The sequence below is a fragment of the Natronolimnohabitans sp. A-GB9 genome (genome assembly GCF_030848565.1).
Lineage (GTDB): Archaea > Halobacteriota > Halobacteria > Halobacteriales > Natrialbaceae > Natronolimnohabitans.
Window position 1 is genome coordinate 54130 of sequence record NZ_JAVDDV010000010.1, and the last position, 18767, is coordinate 72896.

Annotated in this window: 16 protein-coding genes; 8 read left to right on the forward strand and 8 right to left on the reverse strand. The window is 65.4% G+C overall.

Translation table 11 applies throughout. The features are described from left to right. Positions 1-14: 14 nt before the first annotated feature. Together RBH26_RS13775 and trkA are read right to left on the reverse strand one after the other, a co-directional pair. Positions 15-758, reverse strand: coding sequence for an Lrp/AsnC family transcriptional regulator (locus RBH26_RS13775; protein WP_306758929.1), 744 nt, complete (start codon positions 756-758; stop codon positions 15-17). A gap of 111 nt (positions 759-869) precedes the next feature. Beyond that, positions 870-2204: a Trk system potassium transporter TrkA gene (trkA, locus tag RBH26_RS13780; RefSeq protein ID WP_306758930.1), complete on the reverse strand. Its 1335-nt coding sequence runs from the start codon at positions 2202-2204 to the stop codon at positions 870-872. A gap of 116 nt (positions 2205-2320) precedes the next feature. Here trkA and RBH26_RS13785 point away from each other — a divergent pair, with 116 nt between their 5' ends. The 3 genes from RBH26_RS13785 to RBH26_RS13795 all read left to right on the forward strand — a co-directional run bounded on the left by RBH26_RS13785 (position 2321) and on the right by RBH26_RS13795 (position 5486). Next, on the forward strand, positions 2321-3187 hold the full coding sequence (locus tag RBH26_RS13785; protein ID WP_306758932.1) for an NOP5/NOP56 family protein: 867 nt from the start codon (positions 2321-2323) through the stop codon (positions 3185-3187). Further along, on the forward strand, positions 3180-3812 hold the full coding sequence (locus RBH26_RS13790; RefSeq protein WP_306758933.1) for a fibrillarin-like rRNA/tRNA 2'-O-methyltransferase: 633 nt from the start codon (positions 3180-3182) through the stop codon (positions 3810-3812). Before RBH26_RS13785 ends, RBH26_RS13790 begins: the two co-directional genes overlap by 8 nt. A 90-nt stretch (positions 3813-3902) precedes the next feature. Beyond that, positions 3903-5486, forward strand: a complete 1584-nt coding sequence (locus RBH26_RS13795; protein WP_306758934.1) for a long-chain-fatty-acid--CoA ligase — start codon at positions 3903-3905, stop codon at positions 5484-5486. Positions 5487-5533: 47 nt separating this feature from the next. On the opposite strand, the gene RBH26_RS13800 is transcribed toward RBH26_RS13795, so the two are convergent. Continuing rightward, the gene (locus RBH26_RS13800; protein ID WP_306758935.1) at positions 5534-6067 is read right to left on the reverse strand and encodes a hypothetical protein; all 534 of its coding nucleotides are present in this window, start codon (positions 6065-6067) and stop codon (positions 5534-5536) included. Between the two features lie 366 nt (positions 6068-6433). Here RBH26_RS13800 and RBH26_RS13805 point away from each other — a divergent pair, with 366 nt between their 5' ends. Continuing rightward, on the forward strand, positions 6434-7522 hold the full coding sequence (locus tag RBH26_RS13805) for a glutamate--cysteine ligase (protein ID WP_306758936.1): 1089 nt from the start codon (positions 6434-6436) through the stop codon (positions 7520-7522). Positions 7523-7719: 197 nt separating this feature from the next. Continuing rightward, the gene (locus tag RBH26_RS13810; RefSeq protein WP_306758937.1) at positions 7720-8010 is read left to right on the forward strand and encodes a hypothetical protein; all 291 of its coding nucleotides are present in this window, start codon (positions 7720-7722) and stop codon (positions 8008-8010) included. Positions 8011-8150: 140 nt separating this feature from the next. On the opposite strand, the gene RBH26_RS13815 is transcribed toward RBH26_RS13810, so the two are convergent. Then, positions 8151-12506, reverse strand: a complete 4356-nt coding sequence (locus RBH26_RS13815) for a CARDB domain-containing protein (RefSeq protein WP_306758938.1) — start codon at positions 12504-12506, stop codon at positions 8151-8153. A 383-nt stretch (positions 12507-12889) separates the two neighbouring features. Here RBH26_RS13815 and RBH26_RS13820 point away from each other — a divergent pair, with 383 nt between their 5' ends. From RBH26_RS13820 to RBH26_RS13830, 3 genes are read left to right on the forward strand one after another with little or no spacing between them, the layout of a single operon-like run. Next, complete coding sequence (locus RBH26_RS13820) at positions 12890-13477, forward strand: biotin transporter BioY (protein ID WP_306758939.1); 588 nt, start codon at positions 12890-12892, stop codon at positions 13475-13477. Between the two features lie 28 nt (positions 13478-13505). After that, positions 13506-14210 carry an ABC transporter ATP-binding protein gene (locus tag RBH26_RS13825; protein ID WP_306758940.1) on the forward strand — a complete coding sequence of 235 codons (705 nt, stop codon included), beginning with the start codon at positions 13506-13508 and terminating at the stop codon, positions 14208-14210. A gap of 8 nt (positions 14211-14218) precedes the next feature. Continuing rightward, complete coding sequence (locus tag RBH26_RS13830) at positions 14219-14923, forward strand: energy-coupling factor transporter transmembrane component T (protein ID WP_306758941.1); 705 nt, start codon at positions 14219-14221, stop codon at positions 14921-14923. A 15-nt stretch (positions 14924-14938) separates the two neighbouring features. Here RBH26_RS13830 and RBH26_RS13835 read toward each other — a convergent pair whose 3' ends face one another. The 4 genes from RBH26_RS13835 to RBH26_RS13850 form a co-directional block, all read right to left on the reverse strand. Beyond that, positions 14939-16360, reverse strand: coding sequence for an FAD-dependent oxidoreductase (locus RBH26_RS13835; RefSeq protein ID WP_306758942.1), 1422 nt, complete (start codon positions 16358-16360; stop codon positions 14939-14941). Between the two features lie 150 nt (positions 16361-16510). Further along, positions 16511-17311 carry a beta-ketoacyl-ACP reductase gene (locus RBH26_RS13840; RefSeq protein WP_306758943.1) on the reverse strand — a complete coding sequence of 267 codons (801 nt, stop codon included), beginning with the start codon at positions 17309-17311 and terminating at the stop codon, positions 16511-16513. Further along, positions 17308-17916 carry an HTH domain-containing protein gene (locus tag RBH26_RS13845; protein ID WP_306758944.1) on the reverse strand — a complete coding sequence of 203 codons (609 nt, stop codon included), beginning with the start codon at positions 17914-17916 and terminating at the stop codon, positions 17308-17310. The genes RBH26_RS13840 and RBH26_RS13845 overlap by 4 nt, the downstream gene beginning before the upstream one ends. After that, entirely contained in the window at positions 17903-18121 is a 219-nt protein-coding gene (locus RBH26_RS13850) for a helix-turn-helix domain-containing protein (RefSeq protein ID WP_306758945.1), read from the reverse strand. Before RBH26_RS13850 ends, RBH26_RS13845 begins: the two co-directional genes overlap by 14 nt. Between the last annotated feature and the right edge of the window lie 646 nt (positions 18122-18767).

An 18767-nucleotide genomic window follows, 5' to 3' on the forward strand; every position in this document is an offset into this window, starting at 1 on the left:
ATCGACGACCCGCGCTACTGGGATTCGCTTTCGAACACCGTGAACGTCTCCTCCGAGAATCCACCGCGGGAAAGCACCGTCAGGATATCGCCGGGTCGAATCTCGCTCTCACCACTTGGCGTCAGTACGTCGTCGTCCCGTTCGATCGAGACGACGAGCACGCCGTCGGCGAGCAGCCCCTCGCGGCCGGCTTCAGCCAGGGTCAGGCCGGCGATCGGCGCGTCGTCGTCGACGGTCAGTTCGACGACCTCGTTGCCGCCCGCGAGGCTGATGTAGTTCGAGAACTGCTGGTGGGTCTCGTCGGGGCCAAAGGGATGGTAAGGCTGGAACTGCTCGGTGCGGACGACCTTCTCGTCGTCGATTTCGAGTCCGAGTGCCGTCAGTTCGCGGGCGACGTCGTTTATCGCATCGACGTCCTCGCCGACGGCGAGGATGTGGAGGTTCTCCTGGCCGGCCATGAACTCGCGGACGTTGACGACGCCGGTAATCGTCCGGGTCTGCTGGGCGAGACGCGCGCGGTCTTCGATGGGCGCCGTCGCCACGTACAGCGTCGTCAGCATGTCGTCCGCGACGTCGAAGTCGACGTTCGCGTGGTAACCACTGATGACGCCAGCCTCCTCGAGTTGGGTGATCCGATTGCGAATCGTCGCAGGTGAGACGCCGACGTCCTCGGCGATCATCGGCGCCGAGATGTTCCGGGCGTCGTCCATCAACGCGTGGATGATCCGTTGGTTCACGTCGTCCAGGCGAACACTCATGGGTGGGCATACGCCGACGAGTATGAAGGGTTCTCGTTTTCGGGCTGGCAGACACCGACACCCGTCCGAACACGTGGTGTCGACTGTCGCCACCGGCGGCCGTCTCGAGCGTTACAGCATCTCCGAGACGTCGTCTAACACCGCTGCGTCGACGAAGAGTACGACGTGGTCGCCGGCCTGGGGGACCGTCGTCCCGCGGGGGGTCACGAGGTCGCCGCGACGCGAAATGGCACCGATGACGACGCCGTCGGGGAGGTCGGCCGTCGACGCTTCGATCTTCCGGCCCGTCAGCGCGCTCTCGGGCCCCAGCTCGACCTCGATGACCTCCGCGCGATCGTGTTCGAGCATCGCGATCTTCTCGGTCTGGTCGGTCCGGGTAAAGCGGACGATCTCCTCGGCGGTCTCCTCGCGCGGGTTAATCGCGACGTCGATACCGACAGTCTCGAAGAGATCGCCGTACTCCGTGTTCTCGATGACTGCGACCGTCCGATCGACGCCGACCCGACGGGCCAAAAGCGACACGAGGAGGTTCTTCTCGTCGCTCTCGAGGGCAGCGACGACGATATCGGCCTCGTCGATGTGCTCACGGGCCAGAAACTCCGTATCGGTCGCATCGCTTTCCATGACGAACGTCTTGGGCAGTGCCTCGGCGATCTCGCGGGCCCGGTCGTGATCCTGTTCGATCAGCCGCGGCTCGAAGCCGTGGGCTTCGAACTCGCGGGCGGCCTGGAACCCGATCTCGCTGCCGCCGACGACGACCACGTCGTCGGTACTCGAGGTCGTCTCGGGGACGTTGGCCATCGCGAACTCCTTGACGGAACTGGGGCTACCGATGACGACGATCCGGTCGCCGGCACAGAAGACGGTGTCACCGCTGGCGACGATCATCTCGTCGTCACGGAAGACGCCGGCAAACGTCATCGAGTCGTACTCGTCGGTATCCCGAACGCATTCGCCGGCCAGCGGACTCTCCGGCCCGATCTCGAACTCGGCCATCCGCACCAGGCCGCCGGCGAACGTCTCGACGTCCTGTGCCCGCGGGAAGCCTGAGATCCGAAAGATCGTCTGGGCGACCAGCAGATCGGTACAGACCATGAAATCGACGCCGAAGGCTCCCTGTGACCCTTCCCAGGTGTTCAACAGCGTGCGCCGTCGCACGCGAGCGATCGTGAACGCGTCGGTAGCGGTCTTGACGGTTCCACAGACAACGATGTTCGTCTCGTCGCTGTCGGTAGACGCGACGACTAAGTCGGCCTGCTCGAGGCCAGCCGCCCGAAGCGTCTCGAGTTCGGTGCCGTCCCCTTCGACCGAGAGGACGTCGTAGTCGTAGGTGAGCTCCTCGGCGACCTCAGAATCGCGATCGACCACCGCGACGTCGTGTGAATCGGCGAGGTTCGAGGCGATCATCTGGCCCACCTCCCCGGCACCGACGATCAACACGTACATTACCAGTACTTACGTCGGTCGAGCATTTCTTCACTGTGGTTTTTGCGCCGAATCGAGACTCGTCGAACCATCGGTTTCGAGAACGCATATACGAGCCCGGCGACCAAGGTGTAGGTATGACCGACAGTACTCCCGCGGACGACGGCTGGTTCGCGGGCGCCGATTCCGACGAACCGGAGACGGCTGCGACGGCCGTCCGCGACGGGACAGCCGACGAGCCACGCGACTGGCCGGCCCTCGCCGTCGAGTCGGGGTTCGCCGACGATCGGGACGACTACTACGACGCTTTGCGGGCTGCGACGACCGCGGCGACGGCTGCGGCGGTAACCGAACGGGAGGGTGCCGACGACCGCCAACTGGTTCATGCGGTCCGCGCGATGGACGACTGTACTCGCACCGCAAACGAACTCGCCGAACGCCTCGCCGAGTGGGCCGGGACCGTCGATCCGGACGCCGGAACCGGCGTCGACTACGCCCGCGAACTCGCGGCCCGGGACGAGCCACCGGCCGGCCAGAAGCCCCTCGTCTCGCTCGCCGAACGCGTCGTTTCCCTCGCCGAGGAGGCGGACGACCTCCGCGAGTACGTCGAACGGCAGACGCCGACGGTCGCCCCGAACCTCGCCGCCCTCGCGGGTCCCGTCCTCGCGGCCCGACTGCTCTCGCTGGCCGGCGGCCTCGAGGAACTCGCGAAGAAACCAAGCGGCACGGTTCAGGTGCTCGGTGCCGAAGACGCACTGTTCGCTCATCTGCGTGGCCACGCACCCTCGCCGAAACACGGGATCATCTACACCCACGATGCGGTCCGGGGTACTCATCCCGACGAGCGGGGTTCGGCGGCCCGGGCGCTCGCCGGCAAACTCGCCATCGCCGCCCGTGTCGACCACTACTCGGGCGAGCGCAAACCCGAACTCGACGCCGAACTCGAGGATCGTATCGAGACGATTCAGGCTCGGACCGACGACGGAGGTGACGGCGATGAGTGACCTCCCCGACGGCGTCGAACGACGGACGTTCGACGGCACCGACCGGCTCGCGACACGTGGCGACCCCGTCTACGGTGAGCCGACCGATGGCGAGTGGCGCGCCTGGAACCCGAACCGTTCGAAGCTCGGCGCGATGCTCGAACTGGGGATGGACACCGGCCTCGAGGGCGGCGAGACCGTCCTCTACCTGGGCGCAGCGAGCGGAACGACCGTAAGCCACGTCGCGGACTTCGCCGGACCGACCTACGCCGTCGAATTCGCCGCCCGCCCCGCCCGTGACCTGCTCGAGGCTGCCGACTCCCGGCCGCGGCTGTTCCCGCTGCTCAAAGACGCTCGCAAACCGGCAACCTACGCCCACGTCGTCGAGTCCGACGTCGACGTCGTCATCCAGGACGTCGCGACCCGTGGCCAGGCTCGCGTGGCGCTCGAAAACGCCCAGTTCCTCGCCGACGACGGCCGTCTCCTGTTGGCGGTCAAAGCCAGAAGCGAAGACGTCACGCGCGAGCCGAGTGCGATCTTCGACGAGGTCCGCGACGAACTCGCGGACGGCTACGAGATCCTCGAGACACGTCGACTCGACGACTATCACACGGACCACCTCGGGATCGTCGCGCGACCGCGATAATCCATTGCCAGTCGGCCGGTGTCGTCCGCCCGACTTCTTACCTGTCACTCGAAAACACATATATGGAAGATTGTGGTATCGTCTCGTGGCATGTCTACACATCCCACAATTGGCGACACGCTCGAGGGGACGGTCGAACGCTACCCCGACCGTGAGGCGATCGTCTATCCGCGCAAGGATCAGCGCTGGACGTACGCGGCCTTCGACGAACGGGTAAACCGGCTGGCAAACGCACTTCGCGATCGGGGTATCGAGAAGGGCGATCGGGTCGCGACCGTCCTCCACAACGGCTCAGAGATCGCGCTCACCGTCTACGCCTGTGCGAAGATCGGCGCCGTCTTCACCCCGCTCAACTTCCGGCTCCCAGCCGGCGAGATCGAGTACATCCTTGACGACGCCGGGGCCAAACTCCTCGTCTTCGAGTCCGCAACTCGGGAGGCCGTCGAGAACGCCAGGCCGAACCTCGAGACCGTCTCCGAGTACGTCTCCATCGACGACGACGTCCCGGCGTACGCGACCGGGTTCTACGACCTGCTCGAGACGGGTGCTCCCGAACGGCCCGACGTGACCGTCGAGGAGGACGACGTCTACGCCTTTATCTACACGTCCGGCACGACGGGCCGGCCGAAAGGCGTCGTCCACGAACACCGGGATATGGTAGCGCACAACCTCCTGTGTATCGCCGAGATGAACGTCACCCGGAACGACGTCGGGCTCTCGGTGATGCCGCTGTATCACTGTGCGGAGCTTCACTGTAGCCTGCTCCCGCGGGTCCACCGTGGTGCGACGACCGTCGTCCACCACGAGTTCGAACCGCGTGCCGCCCTCGAGGCGATCGCAGACCACGACGTCACGTTCCTGTTTGCGGCCCCGACCGCGTGGAACGCGCTGTCGCTGACTGCGGCCGAGGCGGCCGTCGACGTTTCGTCGCTTCGCCTCGGCCTGTACGGCGCGGCGCCAATGCCCGAACAGGTCCTCGAGAACTGCCGAGAACACCTCTGTGAGGATTACGTTCAGGCGTACGGAATGACCGAGATCGGTCCCGCGGGCGTCTTCCAGCCGCCGGCGGATCAGTTGCCGAAACAGGGCTCGGCCGGTCTCCCCGCGCTCAACCATCGGCTCCGAATCGTCGAACCGGGAGCCGAGCCGGACCGCGAGGTCGAACCGGGCGAGATCGGTGAAATTCTGCTTTCCAGTCCGTGTGTCATGCGCGAGTACTGGAACCGACCGACAGCGACCGAACGCTCGTTGCGTGAAGCCGACGGAACGACGTGGTACTACACCGGTGACCTCGGCTATCGCGACGACGACGGCTACCTCTACGTGGTCGATCGGAAAGACGATATGATCGTCTCCGGCGGCGAGAACATCTACCCTGCCGAAGTAGAGGACGTCCTCTTCTCCCACGACGCCATCGAAGAAGCTGCCGTCGTCGGCGAACCCGACGACGAGTGGGGCGAACTGGTCGTCGCGTACGTCGTCACCGACGGGGTCGGTGCGGACGATCTCGACGCGTTCGTCCGCGAGAGCGACCAACTCGCGGACTTCAAGCGCCCACGAAAGTACTACTTCGTCGACGAACTGCCCAAAAATCCGAGCGGTAAGGTCCAGAAGTTTAAACTTCGAGACGACAAAGCGGACGCCGAACTCGAGACCGAAACCGTCCCGTCCTGATCGACAGATCGTCCCGAACGGAGGCCCCGAGCCACCGACACACCTCGCTACACGTCTCTGAGGGCGCCGTAGAACGATTGCGCGAGCCGCGGAAACGCAAGCGTCGCGAGGGCCGTGACCGTGATCGCGACGAGCAACGAGAGCGGGGCGTATCCGACCGCGTCGGCGAGTGCGACGCCGCCGAAGACGGCGAGTCCCAGAGCGCAGTTGTAGTAGATCAGCCGAAACCCGAGCAGTACTGGGGTCACCGAGACCCAGCCGAGCGTCTCGGTCGCCAGCGGCGTGATCCAGCCGCCACGGATCGCCGCCCCGACCGCGACCATCGTCGCCCACGCGAGGAGGCCGGCAGCGGTCGCGTCGAAGGCGCCGGCTCCGGGCGCCACCACGATCGCGAACAGGACCGGCAGTGAGAACACGGAGACGTCGCCGAACACGTAGCTGCAGTCGTGGAGGTACCGACCGAAGCCGCTCTTTTCGGCACGCGTGAGGTGGCCGTAGCCGTACCAGGTGCGGCGCGTAGTGCTGTAGGCTGGCCGGGTCTGACGACCGGGAACGCGGTCGGGGTGTCGGTCCTCGTCCACATCTACGACTCCCACAGAAGCGGGGATAAATAGCTATGGGCGAACGTCTTCCCCGGCATCCCAAGACAGCGGGAATTGCTGGTGTCCTTATTTACGGGCTCAAGGGTATCTCGGCGTACGCGACTCACGCACGTGACATGGGATACCGTGATCCCGGGGTCGGTTTCGGCCTCCAGCCCATCGGTGAGCCCGAAACCGACCTCCGGGAGATGCTCGGCGAGCCGATCTCCCGCCGCTCGCCGATCCCGTGTGGCGACCGGCGGTCAGTGACGACAGAGGACCGTACGAGACGGCGGCGGTCGTCCGAGTCGTCCGGACGCGTCGAGTCCAAACGGTATTTACTACCGCGGCCGAAAACGGGAGACGATGGAACGCGGGTCCCGGGATTCGTTTACGCGCATGGGCACACTGGGGATCGAAGAGGAGTGTTTCGTCGTCGACGAGGACGGCCGTCCCACCAGCGGTACCGACGAACTCGTCTACGAGCACGACCCGCCCGAGATCCTCGCAGAGCGACTCGACCACGAACTGTTCAAATTCGTCATCGAGACACAGACGCCGCTGATCGAGGATCCCGGCGACGCCCGGGAGGCACTGCTCGAGATTCGGCAAGCGCTGGTCGACCACGCCACCGACCACGGCTTCCAGATCGCCGCCGCGGGCCTCCATCCGTTAGCGAAGTGGCGTGAACTCGAGCACGCCGAGAAGCCACGCTACCGGTCACAACTCGAGCGAATCCAGTACCCACAGCATCGAAACACGACTGCAGGGGTCCACGTCCACGTCGGCGTCGACGACGCAGACAAGGCGGTCTGGATCGCCAACGAACTGCGCTGGTACGTGCCGGTCATGCTCGCACTATCGGCCAACTCCCCGTACTGGAACGGGTTCGACACCGGCCTCCAGTCGGCTCGGGCGAAGATCTTCGAGGGGCTGCCAAACACCGGCATGCCGACCTACTTCGAGGACTACGAGGCCTTCGACCGGTTCGAACGCCGCATGCTCGAGACGGAGTCGATCAGCGACCGCGGCGAACTCTGGTACGACGTTCGGCCGCATACGGCCCACGGAACGGTCGAACTGCGCACGCCGGACGGACAGGCCGATCCCGATATCGTGATGGCGTTCGTCGAGTACGCCCACGCGCTCGTCGAAGCTCTCGCCGAGGAGTACGAGGACGGCGCGTCGGGCTACGGACGGACCCACCGCCGCGAGCTGTTAGACGAGAACAAGTGGCGGGCGATCCGCCACGGCCACGAGGCCAGCTTCATCGACCGGGAGATGGAGGGCACGATCGAACTCGGCGAAGTCGTCGACCGCGAGTGCGAACGCCTCGGAATCGACGGGATCAAACGCGTCTACGAACGCGACAGCGGTGCCAAAACGCAGCGCCGACTGCTCGAGGAAGCGGGTCCGGACGCGCTCTGTGAGTCGCTGTTGCTCGGAACCGAGTGATACTGTCGGACAGCAGTCAGTGAGCCGTCGGTCGCGGATTCGCGGCCGTCACCGTCGGCAACGGCCGCAGTCGTGCGACAGACGGTGACTCGTGCTGTCCGCCAGTATGAGGAGCAGTCCCACCGCAGGGACGGGCAAGCGCGGTCGCATCGGTGCAAGCCACAGCATCTTTACGCGCGGTACACGAGGGTAGGGGTATGACCGAAGAAGTCGACACGACAACCTTCGAGATCAGCGCCGACGACGGCTCGACCGACGACGTGACGATCCCGTCCGGACTCGTCGATCTCGTTGCGGAAGGCGACCAGACCGACGCCGAGACGGTCGGCGACGTTGCGCTGCTGTCGTTTGCCAGCCGTGCCCACCACATCGTCCACCACGGCGAGGGCGCCGACGAGGAACTCGAGGCCCAGGAACAGCGAATCATGGATCTGTTCGAAGAACGGTTCGGCGTCACCTACGGCGAAGCGACCGGCCACCAGCACTAACACTGCCGCCGGCACGCGATACCGTACTCGAGAACGACCGAACCCGGTCGTCGGCACCGATCTCGAGCGATCGTTTTCGACCGATCTGACCGGAGAGCGGCTGCAACGACCGCGTTTTGTTTTCGGCTTCCGATCGCCGGCTACGCTGCCGTTATCTCGGCGGCTTCCGCGACGGAGCCGTCGGGAGTCGCCGGTTCGGGTTCGGGCTCAGGCTCGGGTTCGGGTTCAGGCTCTGGCTCAGGTTCAGGCTCGGGTTCGGGTTCGGGCTCAGGTTCTGGTTCGGGCTCAGGTTCTGGTTCGGGCTCAGGTTCTGGTTCGGGCTCAGGATCTGGCTCGGGTTCCGGCACTTCGATCGTCACCGACATCGAATCATCAGCGGTCGCGACGGTGTGTTCCGAGTCGGTCTCAGGAAGCGTCGACGTAAACTCCACCGTCGTCGACGCGCCGGCCTCGAGGTCGATGTTCTCCGTGTCGATCTCCTGGCCGTCGACGTCGTAGCTCACCGTCTGCGTGCCGGCTGCGTCGCCAACGTTTTCGATCGTCGCACTCACCGTGACGTCCTGTCCGGGTTCGCCAGTTGCGGGCGCATCGATATCGGTCACCGCGAACTCGGGTTCACCGGGTGCCTCGATCGTGACTGGCGTCTCGTCGCTATCATCTTCACTCGAGACGGTGGCCGTGTAGTCGCCGGGTTCGAGGTCGCCGGTCTCGGCGCTGAGTGTCACCGACTCGGTGGCACCGGCCTCGAGCGTCACCGACGTCGTCTCGACGGTATCGCCATCGACCGCGAGTTCGACGTCCTGCGTTCCCTCGGCGTCACCGACGTTCTCGACGTCGGCGTCGACCTCGAGCGTTTCGCCCTGTTCGACGGGTGCGTTCGTCTCGGTGATCTCGACTTCGAACTCGGGCTCGTCGGGTTCCGGTGGCGCGATCTCGCCGGCTGGTGCCGTCTCGGCGGTCAGGACCTCCTCGTAGTCGTAGAGGGTCATGTCGACCTCCCAGACGAGACGTTCGTCGTCGTCCGTCGGCGTCCACTCGACGGTAACGGACTGAGAGCCGGGCTGGAGTTCCGTGGGCGGTTCGTCGTCGGTCGTTCCCTCGACGAACTCACTGCCAACTAACAGTTCGGCGTCGTTCGGGTTGTCGTAGCCGAACGTGACTGCGATAGTGTCGTCGTCGATCGGTTCCGTCTCCTCAACGGTGAGGTCGGGCTGTTCGGGTCGGACGTCGTCGATGCACTCGCTGGCGTCGGGGTTCGGGTGGTCGATCGATCCCGGGGTCGCGTCGGGCGATGAGAAACCGGTGATCGCGGCGCCGAAGTCACCGTCGGGAACCGTCACGGCCGCTCCGTCCGGAGTCTCCTCGACGGTGAACTCGTCGCCGGTCTCGTAGGTTATCGTCCCCTCGAACGGCGCCTCGACGTCGTCGCCGACCGTAATCGCGTACTCACCCATCGTGTTCCCGAGGCCGCCCGACTCGTAGAAGGTGGTCGCTACGACGATCGTATCGCCGTCCTCGAACGAGCCAGTCACCTCGGCCTGCTGGCAGGTGACGAACTCGACGTCGAACGGCTCCGGATCGGGATCGACCGTGTACGCGAGGGGTTCGCTCGCGAGTGCTGCGCCGTCCTCGTCGACGACGGCGATCTCGAGGGTCGTGTCCTCCTCGAGCGGTGGCTCGAGAGCGAGCGATTCGAATTCGGCGGTCTCGTCGGCTTCGAACACCTCGCTCTCGGCGCGTTGCTCGCCGGCCTCGTCGGTCGCGACGAGGCGGTACTCGACGTCGGCACTCGCCTCGTCGACGGTCACCGTCTCACCGTCACCCGTCTGATCGCTCACGTTCAGCGTCGCCTCCGGCTCTGGCTCCGCTTCGACGGTGTACTCGATCGTCTCTGTCTCGAGGACCTGCTCGTCGTCCTGATCGATCGAAACGACGGCGATCTCGAGGGTCGCATCATCCTCGAGCGGTGGCTCGAGAGCGATATCGATATCACTCACTGTCTCGTCGCTGCCGAACGGCCCGCTCACGCCGCGCTGTTCGCCGTCGGCGTCGGTTACGCTGACCTCGTACTCGACGTCGGCGCTCGCCTCGTCGACGGTCACCGTCTCACCGTCGCCCGTCTGGTCGCTCACGTTCAGCGTCGCTTCCGGCTCTGGCTCCACCTCGACGGTGTACGTGATCGACTCGCTTGCGAGTTCCGTGCCGTCCGCGTCGACGACGGCGACGTCGACCGTCGTGTCGCTTTCGAGGGGCGGTTCGAGCTCGAGTTCGAGCTCCGTTATCGTCTCGTCGGCTTCGAACACCTCGCTCTCGGCGCTCGTCTCCTCAGCCGTCGCGGTGACGGTGTATTCGGTGTCGGCGCTCGCCTCGTCGACGACGAGCGTCTCACCCTCGCCCTCCTGGTCGCTCACCTCGAGTGTCGCCTCGGGCTCCGGCTCGTCGATCGTCACGAACGCCGTATCGAGGATCGGTGCCCCGGCGTCGGTGACGTACGGTTCGTCCTCGACGCCGTCGGTTTCGGCGTACTGGAACGTCTGATCGTCGGTCGTATCGTGGTGGACCACCGCGACGAGCGGTTGATCGGACTCGATCGTCTCCTCGAGTTCGACCTCGACGTCCTCGTGCCCGCCGGGCTCGAGGTAGCCCGACGAGCCGAGCACGGCGGCCGGATCGGCGACGGCGTCGCCCTGATAGACCGCGACGAAGCCGCCTTCGGAGAGGTCGACGCTGTCGACGGTCACCGTCTCGCCGTCGCTGTCCTGGTCGGTGAACGCGATCGACGCCTCGCCCTCGAGTTCGTCGACCTCCTCGATGCGCTGTTCGATCTCGATCTCGACGTACTGGCTGATCTCGACGGCGTCGTCGATGCCCTCCGTGACCGCGTAGTCGGCGGCGTCGGCGGCGGTGTCGAAACTCAGCGTCTGTAACTGTGTGACGCTGATTCGCTGGTACTGGACTGCGCGGGCGGTCTCCTGACAGGCCCCGCGGGCAGCGAACTGGATCTGTTCGATCGTCGCCTCCTGGTGCTGGACCAGGGCTCCGCCCGCGCTGCCGGTCGCTAACTGCTGGACTTGCGTGACGTCGACGACCTGTTTCTGGAGCACGGCGCCCTCACCGGCACCGAAGGAGGCTGCCTGGATCTGCTCGACCTCGACGACCTGCTCCTGGACGGCCGTGTCGACTGCGCCGTGGGCTGCCCCGACCGCGGCGTGTTGGATCTGCGTGATCGAGACCTCCTGTTGTTGGACGAGCGTTCCGCCCGCGGCCCCGTCGGCTGCGGCCTGGATCTGCTCGACGGTCGCCTCTTGGCTCTGGTAGATCGACCCCTTTGCGGCGCCAAAGGACGCCTCCTGAATTTGGGTTATCGAGACGCGTTGGACCTGCTCGACGTCGACGGTCTGGACCTGCTTCAGCGATCCCTTCCCCGCGCCGCGGGCTGCGACCTGGGTCTGTTCGACGGTCACTTCCTGGCGCTGGACGATCGCGCCCTTCGCAGCGCCCGTCGCGGCCTTCTGGATCTGCTTGACGTCGACGCGCTGTTGTTGCTCGACGTCGATGCGCTGGTCTTGCTCGAGGGCCGCTTCGGTACTGCCCTCGAGTGCGCCTGCCGATGCGCCGGCCGCCGCGTGCTGGACGTGCTCGAGCGTGACTTGCTGGCGCTGCTCGACGGTGATCGTCTGGTACTGCTCGAGGACGCCGTAGGCCGCACCCTGTGCGGCCTCCTGGATCTTCGGCTGGTCCTCGATCTCCTTGTCACCGGCCTCCTGGGCCGCACCTGCGGCGGCGCCCTGGGTCGCCACCTGTATCTGTTCGAGTTCGACGCGCTGTTCCTGGGCGAGCGCACCGTGGGTCGCACCCCACGTCGCGCTTTGCATCTGGCTCGCGGTCACCGTCTGGTGTTGGGCGAGTGCGCCGTCGGTCGCGCCGCCGACCGCGACCTGAATCTGCTCGACGTCGACTTCCTGGGACTGCAACAGCGAGCCGTGGACGGCGCCTTTCGTCGCGTCCTGGATCTGTTCGACGTCGGCTTCTTGATGCTGAACGACCGACTCGCTGGCGCCCTCGATCGCGGCCGCGCGCTGTTCCTGGGTCACCTCGATGCCCTGTTCCTGGGCCAGTTCGATCCCGGCGTCGACGCCGTCCTCGACGGCATCGGACTGGTCCTGGGCGAGCGACGCCGTCGCGGCTGCAGCGTCGCTGTTGGCGTCGCCGGTCGAGTTCTGATTCGCCGACTCGGTCTCCGTATCGCCGTCAGCCGCCGTCGGCTCCATCGACACGAGCTCGAGGTTCTCGCCTGCACTGTCGGCGTCCGACCCGTCGGCGCCAGTATCGCCGTCGATACCGACTCCGGCCGTCTCTCCGTCTCCCTCGGCGGCTTCGGTACCGTCGCCGAACGGCGCGATTCCACCACCGAGCAACGGCAGCGCCAGGACGCTCGTTATCATCAAACCGGCGACGACGATCGTCGCGACGGCCGAACCCACTCCCCTGTTCATGAGCCTCGACTCCGATCACTGTCGATACTGCCGTTCGCGTCGGCTGTGAGGCGATCTCGACATCGGGTCCGTACGGATGGCATTTCCCATCACCGGGGCGAACCAGCGCATAAGGGGCGCCGGTCGTTTCGATCAGTACATGGACACAATGGCATATTACCCCGCTCGAGACCGGCGATTTCGTCCCTCGGACGTATAATCGTGTCAGCTACCAGGCCATCGCTCGAGTCAGCCGGCACTCGAGTAGTAGGTGAAGTGACACGAATCACGCTGTTACAGCCGTTCTCACGGCGCTGGGGTACCTTCCAGGGGGCGGCAATCGAAGCGACCAGCCACACTCGGAAACCGAAGTGTTGAACAGGGTTTACGAGAGTGGGGGTGGTATGGCAACACACGAAAGTACGGTCGACCTCGTCGAGGGCGACGTCGTCCGGCAGTTCGCACGCGCGGCGGTGCTCGCGGCGTTGATCGGCGTGCTAGGTGCGATCCAGATCCCGTATCCACTCTCGCCGGCGCCGATCACCCTGCAGGTACTGTTCGTCTTCCTCGCTGGCCTCGTGCTCGGTCCCGTCTGGGGGACCGCATCGATGTTACTGTATCTTGCCGCCGGCGCGGTCGGGGCGCCTGTGTTCTCCGGCTGGGAAGCTGGACTCGGACCGCTGCTCGGACAGACCGGCGGGTTCCTCTGGTCGTACCCCCTCGCCGCCGGGTTGATCGGCCTCGTCGTCCACCGGGGCACCGACCTCCGCGATCCCGCCTCGGTTCCGCTACCGATCGTCGTCGGGGCGCTCGTCGCGGGGACGGTCCTCGTCTACGCCATGGGGACGGGGTACGCAGCCTGGCTGCTGGCCCTCGAGCCATGGGAGGCGATCGCCGGCTTCGCGCTCCCGTTTATTCCGGCCGAACTACTGAAGATGGCCGCGGCGATCGCGATCGTTACAAGCGGTCGCATCGAACCGGTCCAGTCGTGAGCCGACGACGTTTCGCGATCGTCTCTCCATGATCGAATTTCGCTCCGTCTCCTACGCCTTCGACGACGTCAACGTCCTCGAGGACGTCTCGCTGACGATCGACGACGGCGAGTTCGTCCTCTTTGCGGGCGCCAACGGCAGCGGGAAGACGACCCTGCTGCGCCACTGCAACGGGCTGTTGACACCCGACTCGGGCGAGGTACTGGTCGACGAAACGCCCGTCTCGGAGAACCTCGTCGCCGCCCGGTCGAACGTCGGCATGGTCTTTCAACACCCCCGTGATCAGTTCGTCGCCGCGACGGTCGGCGCCGACGTCGCCTTCGGACCCGAGAACCTCGGCCTGTCGCGCCAGGAGATCGACCGCCGGGTCGACGCCGCCCTCGAGGCCGTCAACATGGCCGGACGAGAGGACGAGCGTATCGACGCGCTCTCGGGGGGCGAACAGTCCCGCGTGGCCATCGCAGGCGCGCTCGCGATGGAACCGACCCACCTCGTGCTCGACGAACCCTTTACCGGGCTCGATGACCCCGCCAAACGGTCCGTCCTCGAGCGCCTCGAGTCGCTGTCGGCCGACGGCACCGGCGTCTTGCTTGCGACCCACGATCTCCGGGACGTCCTCGCGCTTGCCGACCGCGTCGTCGCCATGCGCGACGGACACATCGTCGTCGACGAACCACCTGCTCGCGCACGCGAGGCGCTCTCGGGACTCGAGGTTCGCGTGCCGGAGGCCTGACCGCCACGATGCTCAGCTACGAACCCGACGGGACGCTCGCCCATCGCCTCGATCCCCGTTCGAAACTGGCGATCCAGATCGGGTTTGCGGCGACCGCGCTGGCCCACACCGGCCTGCGAGCCCTGGCTGCGCTGTCGGTCGTCGCCGCCGTCGTCTTACTCGTCGCTCGCGTCTCCGTGCTCGAGGCGCTGTACGCCTACCGGTACGCGCTGGTCTTTCTCACGCTTGCACCGCTTTTGGCGGCGGTCACGTTCGGCTCACCGTGGATCGACCTCGAGGATGGGGCCACCTCCGCGCGAGCGAGCTACCGGGTACTGCTCATTCTGCTCGTTAGCGCGGCGTACGTTCGGTCGACTCCGGTTCGGGCCTCGCGGGCCGCGATCCAGCGGACGATCCCCGGGAAACCAGGCCAACTGCTCGGGATCGGCGTCGCACTCGTCTTCCGGTTTCTCCCCGTACTACAGGCCGACCTCCGGACGATCCGCGACGCGATGGCGGCCCGTCTCGGGGACGAACGCAGCGCCGTCGACCGTGCCAGTACGATCGGGATTCTCGGCCTCTCACGGGCGTTCGACCGCGCGGACCGGCTCGCACTCGCCATGCAGGCGCGGTGTTTCGCGTGGAACCCCACGCTGCCGGCACTGTCGCTCTCGCGGCTCGACTATCCGGCTTTCGCCGTCGCCGTCGTCCTTGCGCTCTCGGCGTTCCTGTAAGCGCGGTCCCGTCGATCAACGGAGTTTACCGCCGAGTACTTTCGCGGCGACGAGCACCGGATCCCACGTCGTGTTAAATGGCGGCGCGTAGGCGAGATCGTAGTTTTCGAGGTCGAAGACGGTGGCACCCTCCTCGAGCGCGCCGACGATCGCGTGGCTGCGGTGGACGGCGCCTTCCCCGTACTCGCTGACGAGACACCCTCCGAGGACGCGACCCGTCTCGCGGTCGGCGGTCAGCGTGATCGTCACGTCGCCGCCCGCCGGATAGTACCCCGCACGCGATTTCGCCGTGATCGTCTCGGTGACCGGATCGAAGCCGGCCTCGCGGGCCACCTCGTGGTCGAGAACACCGGTCCGGGCCGCCTCGACCTCGAAGGCTTTGAGGGCCGCCGTGCCGGCGATGCCGCCCCCATCCGTTGGTCGTCCGGTGACGGTCTGACCGACCGCGCGTCCGTGACGGTTCGCTGTCAGTGCCAGCGGGGCGTAGGTCGGCTCGTCCGTGACGACGTGTGTCGCTTCCGCACAGTCGCCAGCAGCGTAGACGTCGGGGACGTTCGTTTCGCGATCGGCGTCGGTTGCGATCGCACCCGTCGGCCCGAGTTCGACGCCCGCGTTCTCGGCGAGCGCCGTCCGCGGGGCGACGCCGGTACCGAGTAACACCATCTCGACCGGGTATCGATCGTCGTCGGTGACGACGGCCGTCACGCTCTCGTCGTCTCCGCCGGCCAGTTCCCGGACCTCGCTGCCGAGATGGACGATTACGTCCTGCTCGCGGAGATGGGCTGCCACCTCCTCGCTCGTCGCCTCGCTGAACCCCGTCAGCACTCGATCGCCGCGCTGGAACAGGTGCACCTCGAAGCCGTTGGCCGTAAGCGCCTCGGCCATCTCGATGCCGATGTAGCCGCCGCCGACGACGCCGACGGGGCCAGTACAGTCCTCGAGGTACCGACAGGCGGGGCCACGATCGGGTTGGTGGAAGGACTCGTCGCCGCGCGCTCGCGCGACGTACTCGCGGAGTTCCTTGCCGTCGCTCATCGAGCCGAGCGTGTAGACACCCTCCCGGTCGGTCCCCTCGATCGACGGCACGACCGCCTCGGCGCCGGTGGCGATCAGCAGGTGATCGTACGACTGGACGACGTCGCCGTCGTCGCTCTCGGCGGTGACCGTCCGAGCGTCGGGATCGATATCGACTACTTCGTGGCCCGTCCGCAGGTCGATGTCTCGCTTCTCGCGGAACTCCTCGGGCGTCACCGAGACGAGGTCCTCGAGCGACTGGATCTCGCCTTTCACGTAGTATGGCAGGCCACACGCACCGTATGACACCCACTCGCCTTTCTCGAAGACGACGACCTCGAGATCGGGATCGTCCCGTTTCGCCTTGCTCGCCGCCGACATTCCCGCTGCGTCACCACCGACGATAACGAACGTCTCCGTCATGGGCGACACCTCGTCGGGCGCCGTTGTAAGCGTACTCGAATCGTTCGCTCACGACACGGATCGTGCTACCGAGTCTCACTACTGGCGTCGAAACGGTTGGCCGAAAAATCGAACCTGCACCCCCACTGACGGGCCGCCGAAGAAATCGTGCTACAGATCGATACCGCCGTTGACGTCGATTACCTCGCCGGTGATGTACCCCGACTGTTCGTCGGCGAGATACCGGACGAGTCCAGCGACCTCCTCGACTGTCGCGAACCGATCGACCGGAATCTCCTCGAGCAGTTCCGCTTGGACCTCATCCGGGATAGATTCGACCATCTCCGTCTCGGTGAAACCGGGTGCGATACAGTTGGCCGTCGTTCCCGTTCCCGCCAGTTCGAGCGCCAGCGAGCGAGTGAACCCGAAGAGACCGCTTTTCGCTGCCGCGTAGTTGGCCTGTCCGACGTTACCCTGCTTGCCGATCACGCTCGAGATGTTGATGATCCGCCCGTCGTCGGCAGCCTTGAGATCGTCGTAGAACGTCTTCGTGCAGTTGAACGCGCCGTGAAGCGACACGTCGAAGACCTGGTGCCAGTCCTCTGCGGTCATGTTCTCGAACGTCCGATCGACGTTGATCCCCGCGTTGTTGACGAGAACGTCGATCTCACCGAACGTATCGTCGACGGCCTCGCGCATCGTCTCGATCTCGGCGCGGTCGGTCACGTCGGCCTGGACCGGATGTCCCGTCCCCTCGGTGTCGGCGTTGGTGATCTCGTCGGCGACCTCGTGGGCGGCGGCCTCCGAGGATCGGTAGTTGACGACGACGGTCGCTCCGTACCGACCGAGTTCGCGCGCGATTCCGCGTCCGATCCCGCGTGAGGCGCCGGTCACGAGACACGTCCGCCCTGCGAGTGGCTGTCGGGGCGGCTGTGTGACGTCGTGCGATCGCTTCTTTGTCTCGAGGCTCATTGGTGACCCTCCAGAGCCGTCGGCCCGTCGTGTTGGCTCGTCCGTGCGGTAGCGCCGGGTCCGTCCGATTCGACGATCGAGAGCCATTCGTCGACGGTGTAGGTCCGCGAGCGGCCCGGTTCCGTCCGTTCCGTATACGGAACGACCCCCTGGAGCGACGTCGACTCGGCGTCAGTTTCGGGCGCACATTCGTCGCCGTCGGCCGCCGAGACCGCCAGTGCGATGACCGGGACACGCACGCGCTCGTTTTGATCGGTCTCGACACCGAACGACGTAGCTGGAACCTCGCGCCGACGGAACGCTGGCTCGAGCGAGTGGCCGTTCCGGGCGGCCCAGTGTTCGAACGCGGTGACGAGGTCGTCCCGCGTTGGCTCGTCGTCGGTCGCTTCCTCGATCGCCGGACACTCCGACGGCCAGTGGGTCACTCGATACGTCTCGATACGGTCGCGGTCACTGAGCCGCTGGAGCCGCTCGACGACGCTGTTGACCGTTTTCGTGACCGTCGGGGGCACGTCCGATCGAACGTAGCAGTCGATCCGAAGCGACGTCTCCGACTCGAGGTCGACGGCCGGTGCCTCTCCGAGGGTTGCGTTATCGGAGTGCATATCCTTCCTCCGTTCGCTGGGCGAGATCCGCCGACAGAAGCGACTCGAGAACGGACAGCAGTGTGAGTTTCGAGAGTCCGAGGAGCTCGTTGAGCTCCGCCACGGTCGCTTCCTCCTTGACGAGTAGGGACAGATAGACGAGTTTCGTCTGCGGTGCTGCGATATCGCTCGGCAGCGCTAATTGTTGTTCGGTCGTGGACATCATCCATAGATGACGCCAACGGACCGACGTATAAAGTTGACTGAGGTATGAAAACAAATACCACAAAGTCAGCCCCGTCGGGGGTATTCGCGACGACTATCATTCGGTCGTCGGAACCGATCCTGCCGGAGTTCATTGACAACAAGTAACAAGATTTGGAGAGGTCGTCCCTGGCTCTCCGTTCCGGATGGGGAGAAGAACCGCTATTGGACGACCTTTCGACATGAACTTCGATGCCGTCCGTGGAGGAAAGTGGATGATGTCCACGAGTGACCGTTGCCGGCGGTCAGTCGTGTCTGGCGGGACCAGTATTCACGACTCTGGTATGCCCGCAGTTGACCATATGGTTCGACGGGAAAAGATTTGGCCCCAACATGGTTTGGTACGTGTGAAGCCGACGGATAGCTGCCCCCCTCTCTGTGCTCGAGCGGCAGTGGCTGCGATCCGTTGCTGCCGACTGTTGGCCACTGTCTCCTCAGTCACCCTAATTCCATCCTTGATCAGTTTTTCATCTCCCTCTCAGCCGTACGTTGTCCTCCTTAACCCGAATCTAAATGCCGAATCTCTTTTTGAATAGCAAATCTGAGGCCATTCAATTTCTGTATCGAAATCAGCTGCAGTAGATTTATAAATTCCACGCCGATACGAA

Bases quoted from the DNA above. Each gene is read 5' to 3' on its own strand.
- RBH26_RS13775 (WP_306758929.1), bottom strand. From the start codon at position 758: ATGAGTGTTCGCCTGGACGACGTGAACCAACGGATCATCCACGCGTTG.
- trkA (WP_306758930.1), bottom strand. From the start codon at position 2,204: ATGTACGTGTTGATCGTCGGTGCCGGGGAGGTGGGCCAGATGATCGCC.
- RBH26_RS13785 (WP_306758932.1), top strand. From the start codon at position 2,321: ATGACCGACAGTACTCCCGCGGACGACGGCTGGTTCGCGGGCGCCGAT.
- RBH26_RS13790 (WP_306758933.1), top strand. From the start codon at position 3,180: ATGAGTGACCTCCCCGACGGCGTCGAACGACGGACGTTCGACGGCACC.
- RBH26_RS13795 (WP_306758934.1), top strand. From the start codon at position 3,903: ATGTCTACACATCCCACAATTGGCGACACGCTCGAGGGGACGGTCGAA.
- RBH26_RS13805 (WP_306758936.1), top strand. From the start codon at position 6,434: ATGGAACGCGGGTCCCGGGATTCGTTTACGCGCATGGGCACACTGGGG.
- RBH26_RS13810 (WP_306758937.1), top strand. From the start codon at position 7,720: ATGACCGAAGAAGTCGACACGACAACCTTCGAGATCAGCGCCGACGAC.
- RBH26_RS13815 (WP_306758938.1), bottom strand. From the start codon at position 12,506: ATGAACAGGGGAGTGGGTTCGGCCGTCGCGACGATCGTCGTCGCCGGT.
- RBH26_RS13820 (WP_306758939.1), top strand. From the start codon at position 12,890: ATGGCAACACACGAAAGTACGGTCGACCTCGTCGAGGGCGACGTCGTC.
- RBH26_RS13825 (WP_306758940.1), top strand. From the start codon at position 13,506: ATGATCGAATTTCGCTCCGTCTCCTACGCCTTCGACGACGTCAACGTC.
- RBH26_RS13830 (WP_306758941.1), top strand. From the start codon at position 14,219: ATGCTCAGCTACGAACCCGACGGGACGCTCGCCCATCGCCTCGATCCC.
- RBH26_RS13835 (WP_306758942.1), bottom strand. From the start codon at position 16,360: ATGACGGAGACGTTCGTTATCGTCGGTGGTGACGCAGCGGGAATGTCG.
- RBH26_RS13840 (WP_306758943.1), bottom strand. From the start codon at position 17,311: ATGAGCCTCGAGACAAAGAAGCGATCGCACGACGTCACACAGCCGCCC.
- RBH26_RS13845 (WP_306758944.1), bottom strand. From the start codon at position 17,916: ATGCACTCCGATAACGCAACCCTCGGAGAGGCACCGGCCGTCGACCTC.
- RBH26_RS13850 (WP_306758945.1), bottom strand. From the start codon at position 18,121: ATGATGTCCACGACCGAACAACAATTAGCGCTGCCGAGCGATATCGCA.